Genomic DNA, 10,671 nt, shown 5'->3' with positions numbered 1-10,671 from the left:
GAACGTGTTAAGGGGCCCGCCCCTTAACAATCCGGTTTTTCGCGGGCGACCGGTGCTGCGCACTGCGTTCACCTCCGGGCAGTCAGCCTGCGGCCGGCTCGACTCGGCATCCATGCCTCGGTTCGCCTTATTCCGCCGTCCGGGCGGAATAACCTTGTCTTCCTTTCTGCGGTTCACCGGTCTTACGCGAACAGGCCCTCGCTGCAGGTAGCGGGTTGTTTGTGTTGTGCTGAGTGGCTGGGGGATTTGTGCCTGGTATGCCTTTTTGATGTTTTTTGCTGAGATATTACAGGCTGCTGCGAAATTTAATGTCGCTAGTGCGGTCTCTGTTGGGAAGTGGATGGAGGTGTTCCGCGAACATGGAGAGGAAGGGCTTCGTTCTTTTCGTATGGGCAAAAAAGGCACTTTTATAGCACCTGGTAAGATGAGCAGAAAAAGCAGCAGTAAGTGACGAAGTGTGATTGGCGCAAACCAAGCATAATCATTCGAAATATGAAAGACGATAATCTGGTGTATAGCGGTTGCTATACATTTTTATTGTGCTACGCTGTAAAGCAAATGCTATACGGGGGTATCTCATGAAATCAGATGTTCAACTTAACCTCAGAGCCAAGGAATCCCAGCGAGCACTCATTGATGCTGCTGCTGAAATCCTTCATAAATCACGTACAGATTTCATTCTGGAAATAGCCTGTAAGGCTGCCGAGGATGTTATCCTCGATCGCCGCGTCTTTAATTTTAACGATGAGCAATACGCAGAGTTCATCGATATGATTGATGCACCGGTCGCAGATGATCCCGTTATCGAAAAACTGCTGGCAAGGAAACCTCAGTGGGACGTGTAACAGCACCAGAACCTTTATCCGCTTTTCATCAGGTAACGGAGTTTGTCAGCGGCGAAGCAGTGCTCGATGACTGGTTAAAGCAGAGGGGCCTCAGAAATCAGGCTCTCGGAGCGGCCCGAACGTTTGTAGTTTGTGAGAAGGACACTAAACAAATAGCCGGGTTTTACTCTCTGGCCACCGGGAGCGTCAACCATACAGAAGCGACAGGCAGCCTTCGGCGTAACATGCCTGATCCCATTCCTGTCATTATCCTTGCCCGCCTGGCTGTCGATGTCTCATTCCGTGGAAAAGGGCTTGGTGCTGATTTACTGCATGACGCAGTGCTTCGTTGTTATCGAGTAGCCGAGAATATTGGTGTGCGTGCAATCATGGTTCACGCGCTTACGGAAGAAGCCAAAAACTTCTATATTCACCATGGTTTCAAACCATCACAAACTCAGCAGCGGACATTGTTTCTGAAACTCCCTCAATAGGAGGTGAAGACCAATATGGCCGTATTGCTACGAGTAGCGGGGCTTTTTGTGTTGTTGTTTCTGTTCACTTGCAGTGTAGTTGTTTCCGTTCACTTGAAGTGATGGGGCTAATGTGGCTTCACAGCCAGTGAACGGGCGAAGGGGGCTTGCCCCCTTTGCAATCCCCGTTTTCGCGGGCGACCGGTGCTGCGCACTGCGTTCACCTCCGGGCAGTCAGCCTGCGGCCGGCTCGACTCGGCATCCATGCCTCGGTTCGCCTTATTCCGCCGTCCGGGCGGAATAACCTTGTCTTCCTTTCTGCGGTTCACCGGTCTTACGCGAACAGGCCTCGCTGCAAGTAGCGGGGTTTTTTGTGTTGTGCTGAGTGGCTGTAAGTTCTGTGTCTGGTCTGTCTTTTTGATGTTTTTTGCTGAGATATTACAAACGGGTGTGGGGTGTGGCCTCTAAATCGTTGAGGCGTGCCTGGCGGGCCGGGGCTGCCTGCAGGACGCAGGCAGAGCGACGGGAGGCAGGAAGCCGACTCGGAGCGGTACCCGAACAGGCCGCCGGGGTAAGCCGAATGTCCGCGCAGCGGCGATTTTGCCGGCCACAAAAGGGGGGGCAGGGGGCCAGTGCCCCCTGCGGGCGCCGGGCGTTGCGGGTGAGAGAAAGCAGAGTGATGGACACGGCGCGCAATTTGCGCAGTACTGGCAGAGTGGATTTCGTTCCCCTGGGCTGCACTTCCATAACACCATCACGCACTACAACGGTGCGCCCTGGTAGCTCGGCGGCAATGAATGCAATATGTACAAAATTATAAAAAAGAGTGTAAAAACATATCATTAAAGAAAAACCCTGCTAACTGGCATTACTTTTGCTTTAGTCGGGTTGCATGGCCTCGCCCCGTTATGGGCCTGGCAGGCAGCGTCGCCGTTCATGCCGTTGTACCTCCACGCTGGCGTCTTTGTAAGGCGCAGTGAAACTAACAGAATTCAGGCAAAGAAGCCCCGCAGCTCAATGAGCTGGCGGGGCTTTTTTTATGCCTTTGGAGTGACAAATATGAGTAAATTTAAGCAGTGGTTCCAGGGGCCACAAGACATTACTGAAGCCGAAGCGGTGGAAGATTACGCCGTTGGCCGGGTGCCAAAGCACTACCGCTGGCCAATACCTGCCATTATTTTGGTGTTGTTGGGTAACTCAACCGCCATGTTCTGGTTCAGCCTTGGAGCAGACATGAGCAACCTGGTGGGCTGGCCCACTATGCTACTGCCGATTGGTTATATGGTGGTGTTCGCAACCATTATTGGTTCCTGCATCATGAAACTGGCGAGCAAAGAAGGGTTGTCACTGAACCTGATGACCCGGGGCCTCGGTTTTGGGTATATGGGCTCCGCGTTTACCTCGGCCATTTATGCCATCAACTTCATTTTCTACTTCCTGTTTGAAGGCACCATTGTTTCCCATGCCATCGCTAACTACTCCGGGGTGGAAGTGAATTCACTGGCTGGTGTGATGATCTTTGCCTGCACAGGCCTGGTGGCAATTTGGTTTGTGTGGAAAGGCATGTCATCAATGCAGTTCTTGCAAACCTGGGGCGTGCCCATTTTTATTCTGCTGTTCGGGTTTTGTATCTACCAGTTGACTCATCATTACGATGCCGTCGGGCTATCAGGCTGGCATGCCAGTGGTGAAGTGAACAGCACATCGTTGTGGCTGGTTATGAATATGGCTAATGGGCAGATTGTTTTCCAGGGTTTGATGGCAACGGACTATGGCCGCTTTGCGAAACCAGGTGTGACTCATAAAGGCACTGCGGGCATCATGCTGGGGATGCTGCTGCCTATTGTGGTGGTAATGCTGTTTGGTGCGTTTCTGGCATACACGCTGATGCCGCATATCGACAACCCCAACCCGTTCTCGCTCGCAATGGACCCGGGTTTTGTGTTCCCGTTCATCCTGGCACTGGTTGGTGTGGTGTTTGCGGTGATTACGCAAATTCGTATTAACGTGCTGAACCTGTATTCCGGCTCAATAGCCCTGTCCAATACCATGGATATGGCATTTAACTACCGCCCGGGTCGCCAGTGGTGGATGCTGCTGGTCTGGTTGCTTGGTGTGGTGTTCTATATCTGCAATATTTTGCAGTATACCGGCACGTTCTTGTCTATTACCGGTATTTTAACGAATACCTGGGTGTTTATTATTCTGGCGGATTACCTGGTTTGCCGTAAATTACTGAACCTTGCTCCCTCCGATTTTGTGGAATACCGCAAAGAGTACCTGCACTCATGGAACCCGGCCGGTGTGTTCGCGTTGCTGATTGCCGTGGCAATTGGCGCCGCCGGTATTCTGGGCGCTTACCCAATGTATTACGCCTCGTTTATCTCCATGCTGGTTGGCCCGGTGTTGCATGTTGTGTTCAGCGTGGCAACCCGTGGCCGCTACTACTTCACGCAATTCCCGCAGGATGTGGTAACCAACTGGTCTCCTTCACAATCCAGCCTGTGCCCGGCTCCCAATAAACAGTCTGCTACGGAGATGAACTAATGACAGTCAAGGTTGCAGCGATTCAGTTTGAACCAACGATGTTTCGCCAGGAAGAAAATATTCAGGCGTTGCTGGCTTTATGTGAACAGGCCGCGGAGCAGGGCGCGAAACTGCTGGTTATGCCAGAGATGGGGGTAAGTGGTTACTGCTGGCAAAACCGTGAAGAAATCGCCCCTTATGTGGACACCATTCCTGGTAATACAACCCGGCGCTTTGCCGCGCTGGCGGCACGTTATGACTGTTACCTGGTGCTGGGTATGCCAGAAGTGGATGTCGAAACCGGGTTGTACTACAACTCGGCGGCGCTGATTGGCCCGTCAGGAGTGGTTGGCACTCACCGTAAAACTCACCCGTATATTTCTGAGCCGAAGTGGGCGGCCAATGGCGACAAAGGGCATGCAGTATTTGAAACCCCTGTCGGGCGCATTGCCATGCTGATTTGCATGGATATCCATTTTATTGAAACAGCCCGCCTGGCCGGGGTGCAGAATGCAGATGTTATCTGCCATATCAGCAACTGGCTGGCGGAGCGGACACCGGCGCCGTACTGGATCAACCGGGCCTGGGAAAATGACTGTTACCTGATTGAAAGCAACCGTTGGGGGCTGGAGCGCGGTGTGCAGTTTAGCGGCGGCAGTTGCGTGATAAACCCGGATGGCGGTATTCAGGCCAGTACCGACAGTGGCGACGGCATCGTGCTGGGTGAGATAACGCTGGGGCGTGGCGAGAAAGCGCCTCGTGTCTGCCAGCGCCGCCCGGAAAAGTACCTGGAATTGATGAATGACAGTTATACCTGGAACCCTCTGGACTTTTTCAACCTTTACCAGCGTTCTCCGCTGCCAGCCGGGAAAGTCTCTGAAATTGCTGTCGGGCAGTTTACCCCGCAACATTATGTGCAACAGAACCTGGCACATATCCGCCACCTGGCGACTGCGGCACAGAGAAAAGGGGCTGAAGTCATCGTGTTTCCTGAGTTTTCACTCTCGGGGTCATACCAGGGGGCTGCGCAGGCATTGCACCTGCCCGGGGCTGAAGTAACGGCACTGGTTCAACTGGCTGTCAGCCTGAAAATGACACTGGTAGCCGGGTTGGTTGAAGCTGATGCCGGGCAATGCTTCAACACCGCGGTTGCGGTTGGCCCGGCGGGTATTCTGGGCGCTTACCGCAAAATCCACCTCAGCGAAGCTGATAAAGCCTGGGCAATACCCGGTGATAAATGGGTGACGGTGGATATCCCCTGTGGAAGGATGGGGTTACTGATTGGTGAAGATATCACTTTCCCGGAAGCCGGGCGTATTCTGGCTCTGCGGGGCTGCGACCTGCTTGCCTGCCCGGCGGCAATGGGGGAGCCAGTACCTGGTGCTCACCCTGGTTCAGAGATACCACACAATTACCCCATCCCGTGCGGCGCCGATAAATATCACTGGCTGGTTCCGCGCGTGCGTGCCGGGGAAAATAACTGTTACCTGGCCTGGGCGAACAGTTACCAGCCCGGTAAATCTCTGGGACTGAGTGGTATTTTCGGCCCGGATACCTTTGCATTCCCACGCCATGAAAGCCTGTTGCTGGATGAGCAGGGGCTGGTAACCTTAACTATGGATACCAGCAACCTGGATACGCCTTACCCCACCAATGTGGTCAGGCGCAAAGACCTGGTTGCGATGCGCCAGACAAATGGCTACCTGCCACTGATTAAAGCCAGGCAGGAACCGCTGTAAGCGGGTGTTACCCTGGGCCGTTGGGCGCTATGCCCCGGCCTGTTTTTACCCGGAGGATTCGTGATTTCAACCCCCGATTCATTGAAAGCAGAAGAGAAAAAAACCGTTGTGCCGGTAGGGATCCTTTATTCCCTTTCCGGGCATTACGGTGTTATCGGGCGTGAGATGCTTAATGGCATTCTGCTGGCAATAGAAGAGGCGAATGCGTCGCCTGACTACAATTTTACCCTGGCTCCGGTGGTACTTAACCCGGCCGGTTCGCTGGAAAAATACGCGGAGTACTGCCGTGAATTATTGCACCGCCATGGTGTGAAACACATTGTGGGGTGCTATACCTCGGCATCACGCAAGCAGATCCTGCCACTGATTGAAAGTGCCGATGCGTTGTTATGGCATTCAGCACGCTATGAAGGCTTCGAAAGCAGCAACAATGTGATGTACCTTGGTGCCGCACCTAACCAGCACGTTATCCCGATGATTAAATATGTGCTGGAGCAATATGAGCCCAAAATTTACCACGTTGGCTCCAATTACGTATGGTCATGGGAAATTGACCGTATCACCCGCGAGGCAATAGAGCCTGTGGGAGGCGAACTGGTGGCAAGCCGCTTGCTGGCGCTGGGTGAAACCGATGTTCAGGCAGTGATTGATGACATCATTGAAAAACGCCCGCCAGTGGTACTGGTTACCCTGGTGGGAGTTACCGCGTACCGTTTCTACCAGGCATGGCACGCTGCGGCAACAGAGCATGCCTGGCTGCGTTCGCCGGAACGTGTGAAACTGAGCCTCACACTCTGTGAACCTGAAGTGGATATCGTGGGCAGCGCCGCACTGGAAGGTTACCTGGTATCTGCCGTTTATTTCCAGAGTATTGAGCGCGAAGAAAACCAGCGCTTTTTGCAACGTTACCGTGAGCGTTTTGGTGAGCACAGCTCGCCTTCCGTGGATTCAGAAGCGGCCTGGCTGAGTGGGCATTTTCTGGCGCGGGCCATTGCCCGGGCACATTCTGCCGATGTTGCTGATGTACGCCAGGCTGTGTATCAGGACGTAATTGAAGGGCCTGGCGGGTGTACCCGAATTGACCCGGAAAATAACCATGCCTGGCTAACGCCCCGCCTTGCTCGCTGCGGTGCTGATGGCCGTTTTCAGATCTTGTGGCAGGCGCCTGAGCCCGTGAAACCAGACCCATGGTTAACCTGGGTTGACCTGAATGAACTGGTGGAGAACCCGTCTTCGCTGGAGCAGGAGGGCGGATGAGAAAAAATACCTGGCGAGTGCGTGGGTTGTCTCTCGGGCTGGTAGGGTGTGATGAGCAAACAGCACAGAACCTTGAGCAACAGTGCCTGCGTTTGGGTATGAAAACCCGGCGTTTGGCGGCATTTTCCCTTGAAAACGATAGCACGCAAGTTGATGCACTGATTTTTGACAGTGATAACCCGGATGTGAACGGTGGCGACGCTTTGTCCTGGCCTGCGTTGCCCCGAATCGCACTGCTTGGCAACGAAACGCCATCCCGCCTGCAGTGGGTTATTGCCCAGGGGATTGACGGGCATATGCGTAAACCCGTGCGTTACGACGGGCTACTGACGGCGGTTTCCCTGGCGCTGCATAACTGGCAAAACCGCCAGTCTCTTGAAGCCAGTATTCAAAAAATGGAAGAGCGCCTTAAAGCCCGGCGCTTTGTTTTTTCTGCACAACTGTTACTTATGCGCCATTTTGCGCTGGATGAAAACTCGGCTTACAGCAGGTTAAGAACCCTGGCAATGGAGCAGCAAAAAACAGTTGAGCAATTCAGTATTGAGTTGGTCAGCCAGCCCGAAATACAGTTAGGCGCATTGAATGGGAAATAGCTGAACAGGCACAGGTTCACCGCAAGGAAAACCTGAGCCATCCAGCCAGAAACATAGCACTGTTACCAGAACAATAAGCCAGACCGGCTGCCCGTATTGTTAAAGTGAGCGATGCTGTTAAGTGCGCGGTGTTTTGAGACATTTACTGTGAGGCAACTGCGCCACCCAGGGGTATTCCCTGCCAGGTTCCTGGTAAATCGGCAACAAACACAGCCCAGCTGTTTCGGTCATCAGGAAGAGGGACTTTCTCCGGGATATATAACTTTCTGTCTTTACTTATAAATGTGCCGTCGGGCCGGTTCAGCCGTGGGTCTTCTACCAGTGTCCGGTACTGGCCGGAAGGGGAATAGACGGAGATGACGTGGCGCGCAGTTTCTGAAAAGTAGACATTGCCCTGCGAGTCCATACAGCACCCACCAGAGAAATTGTTATCGAAGACTTTTTCAACTTTTGCGGCCAGTTGTGCATCTGATAACGATTCATCGCGCAAAAAACGCGTTTCTGCACGGTACAATGGCCCGGTAGGGGATGCCCAGTACAACCATTTACCATCCTGTGTAATTTCAATAAGGTCACTTTGAGGCGGGTTAAATGATTTCCCTCCCTTGATGTGGTCAAGAATGGATGGCGGTTTTTTGTCCGATGCCCTGACGACGGCCATGCCTGACAGGCGGCGCAGTGTTTTCCCGGTTTGTAAATCATGGATAATAATCGCCCCGACCCCGGAATCGGAAATATAGAGCACAGACTGATGCAGCCTGAGATCATTCATTTGTGCGCCAGGCGGAAGGATCGTGTTATCAAAACGAATGATGTTGATAATTTCACCGGTATCAGGTTCGAGCCGGATAATTTTCTGCGCGCCAGGCTGGAGAGTTGCTTCTTGCGCAGAAAAAACACCTGGATTCAGTGAACCCTGGTCAACGCACCAGACCGTGTCATCATCAAAAATATGGACCGAGTTCAGGTAGACAAAAGCGTTCGCGGCATCTTTGCCTGGTTGCCATTCATTCCACTGGTTGCCCGGGAAAGGCTTTAATGAACCGTCTTTCTCTTGCCTTACCAGGGAAGGTGTACTTTTATTTCTCGCGTAACGTGGAGCACCAAGAAAAACCTGGTTTTTACTGGTTAGTGCAACCTGGTTCACCATCCACGGCGAGCGTATGAAAATTTTCATATTGAGCGTAGCTGGTGCTTTGGCAAAACTAAGTGGTGATTTAAGAAGTGTGAGTGCACTCAATCCAATCAAAAACTGCCTTCGTGTTGCTGTCATTGCGTAATCTCATATCAATTTTAACGCTGCCTGGTTGCCAGTGAATTAGCCACTTTCCAGGCCCGCCGCAGCTGTATTTAACGCTTTTATTCGGGAATCACTGTGCCATAACCGCCCGTTTAATCCGGTGGATTAGTGCTATTTCACTGTTCTGGCGCTACTGCAGGTGTGTCGGGTTCTGTTATCACTTCTGTTGATAATGTGTATAAGCAAAGTGGCGTTTTTTAAATAAATGGCACCGTCTATGATGGGGCTCAGTAAAAAGAAAGCTAATCCCCGGTGCTCAATTACCGCTTTTATCAGCTTTTGCCTGGTACATACCAACATCAGAGGCGTTTTGCTTTTTTCCCTTGCTACACCTTGTGATACCGGGTGAGCCATCCAAGAAAAATACGCGACAGAGGTTTATTCCATGGATTTTCATCAATCAGTCAAACCCATTCTTTTCGTGCTGACCAGCCACCGTGGTACAGGTGATTCAGGGTTCTATTTGCCTGAATTAACCCACCCGTTGCATGTACTGGAACAGGCAGGGATCCCAACAGAGTTCGCATCCCCTGAAGGTGGTTTACCGCCGGTATATGGCGTGGAATTAGATGATCCTGTTAATGCACGCTACTGGCAGGACAGTGCTTTTCAGCAAAAACTAAAAAATACACTGGTTTTGTCTGAAGTTGATCGCCAGCAGTACAGCGGAATTATGTATGTTGGCGGGCATGGCACTATGTGGGATTTCCCGACAGATGCAACCATAATTAGCCTGACCCGCGACATGTTCGAGAATAACCAGGTTGTTGCTGCAGTGTGCCATGGCCCGGCTGCATTAGTTAATGTGCAACTCAGTAATGGCAACTGGCTGGTTGATGGAAAACGCGTTGCGGCTTTCACTAACACTGAAGAACAGGCCGTGGGGATGACTCAGGCGGTACCATTCTTACTGGAAACTGCACTCAAAGAACATGGCGCGCAGCATGAAAAAGCAGGCGACTGGCAGAGCCAGGTAGTTGTTGATGGCAATTTGATCACTGGTCAGAACCCTCAGTCAGCAACTGGCGTGGGTGAAGCAATTCGTAACCAGTTGCTGAATAAAGCATCACAGGCATGATTATGAAGAAAAGCGTACTGTTACTTTCAGCGTTGCTGGTTGTCAGTTCTGGTGCAGACGCGGCCCGGATACTGGTTGTGCTTTCCGATAGCAATACACTGCAACTGCGTGATGGACGTACACATCCCACAGGCTTTTACCTGAACGAATTAATGCAGCCAGTGAAGATGTTTATTGATGCCGGTGACACAGTGACCTTTGCAACACCGCTGGGAAAAGCACCCACGATGGACCCGCAATCTGTCAATGCTCAGGATTTTGGTGGTAGCCAGGCGTCGCTGGAAACCCACATGAAGTTGCTGGAAAAATTGCAACTCACCAGCCCTCTGCATTCGCCGGTAATCAGTCTTTCCCGTGTTGAACAGATTGGCTACAACCAGTTCGATGCAGTGTTTGTTCCCGGTGGGCATGCGCCAATGCAGGATCTGTCTGTCAGCCCGGAAATGGGTAAATTGCTTAAGGCGTTCCACCAGGCAGGCAAACCTACCGCACTGGTATGTCATGGCCCGATTGCACTGATATCAGCCTTGCCAGATGCAACTGACTACACCCGGAAGCTTGAACAGAATTCAGCAACGAAAGCGTCTGGCTGGATTTATGCCGGATACCGGCTTACTGCATTCTCGGACCGCGAAGAAGCGGCAAGTAAAGGTATTTTTGCTGGTGGACAGTTGAAATTTACCCCACAGGAAGCGTTAACCGGCGCTGGCGCAGAATATCAGGCAGCGCCAGAGAAATGGCAGAGCCATGTAGTTGAAGACCGTGAATTAATCACCGGGCAAAACCCGGCTTCAGCAAGTGCTGTTGGTGCTGCATTACTCAAACGCCTGGCAAACACACACTAACGAACTGTAACTGGGCCACTTCGGCCCGGGGTAGCT

General features: G+C 52.2%; 9 protein-coding genes. 8 read left to right on the top strand and 1 reads right to left on the bottom strand.

Annotated elements, in window-relative coordinates:
• The first annotated feature begins 578 nt into the window (after positions 1-578).
• From DT73_RS18015 to DT73_RS17985, 6 genes are all read left to right on the top strand, one after another.
• Positions 579-845, top strand: coding sequence for a DUF1778 domain-containing protein (locus DT73_RS18015; RefSeq protein ID WP_036112514.1), 267 nt, complete (start codon positions 579-581; stop codon positions 843-845).
• Positions 833-1,318, top strand: a complete 486-nt coding sequence (locus DT73_RS18010) for a GNAT family N-acetyltransferase (protein ID WP_036112511.1) — start codon at positions 833-835, stop codon at positions 1,316-1,318. Before DT73_RS18015 ends, DT73_RS18010 begins: the two co-directional genes overlap by 13 nt.
• A 1,038-nt stretch (positions 1,319-2,356) precedes the next feature.
• Positions 2,357-3,844, top strand: coding sequence for a cytosine permease (locus tag DT73_RS18000; RefSeq protein ID WP_036112673.1), 1,488 nt, complete (start codon positions 2,357-2,359; stop codon positions 3,842-3,844).
• On the top strand, positions 3,844-5,562 hold the full coding sequence (locus tag DT73_RS17995) for a nitrilase-related carbon-nitrogen hydrolase (RefSeq protein WP_036112504.1): 1,719 nt from the start codon (positions 3,844-3,846) through the stop codon (positions 5,560-5,562). Before DT73_RS18000 ends, DT73_RS17995 begins: the two co-directional genes overlap by 1 nt.
• 60 nt (positions 5,563-5,622) lie before the next feature.
• Entirely contained in the window at positions 5,623-6,819 is a 1,197-nt protein-coding gene (locus DT73_RS17990; RefSeq protein ID WP_235234536.1) for a transporter substrate-binding domain-containing protein, read from the top strand.
• Complete coding sequence (locus DT73_RS17985; RefSeq protein ID WP_036112501.1) at positions 6,816-7,412, top strand: ANTAR domain-containing response regulator; 597 nt, start codon at positions 6,816-6,818, stop codon at positions 7,410-7,412. Before DT73_RS17990 ends, DT73_RS17985 begins: the two co-directional genes overlap by 4 nt.
• 142 nt (positions 7,413-7,554) lie before the next feature.
• Here DT73_RS17985 and DT73_RS17980 read toward each other — a convergent pair whose 3' ends face one another.
• Positions 7,555-8,589, bottom strand: coding sequence for an SMP-30/gluconolactonase/LRE family protein (locus tag DT73_RS17980; RefSeq protein WP_160173981.1), 1,035 nt, complete (start codon positions 8,587-8,589; stop codon positions 7,555-7,557).
• A 508-nt stretch (positions 8,590-9,097) separates the two neighbouring features.
• On the opposite strand from DT73_RS17980, the gene DT73_RS17975 reads away from it, so the two are divergent.
• Both DT73_RS17975 and DT73_RS17970 read left to right on the top strand, forming a co-directional pair.
• Entirely contained in the window at positions 9,098-9,790 is a 693-nt protein-coding gene (locus DT73_RS17975) for a type 1 glutamine amidotransferase domain-containing protein (protein ID WP_036112495.1), read from the top strand.
• A gap of 2 nt (positions 9,791-9,792) precedes the next feature.
• On the top strand, positions 9,793-10,635 hold the full coding sequence (locus tag DT73_RS17970; protein WP_152552545.1) for a type 1 glutamine amidotransferase domain-containing protein: 843 nt from the start codon (positions 9,793-9,795) through the stop codon (positions 10,633-10,635).
• Positions 10,636-10,671: the final 36 nt, after the last annotated feature.

Origin of the sequence: Mangrovibacter sp. MFB070 (assembly GCF_000705335.1) — a bacterium.
Lineage (GTDB): Bacteria > Pseudomonadota > Gammaproteobacteria > Enterobacterales > Enterobacteriaceae > Mangrovibacter > Mangrovibacter plantisponsor.
Note: the sequence above shows the minus strand (reverse complement) of the source record. Positions and strands in the feature narration are given on the sequence as shown.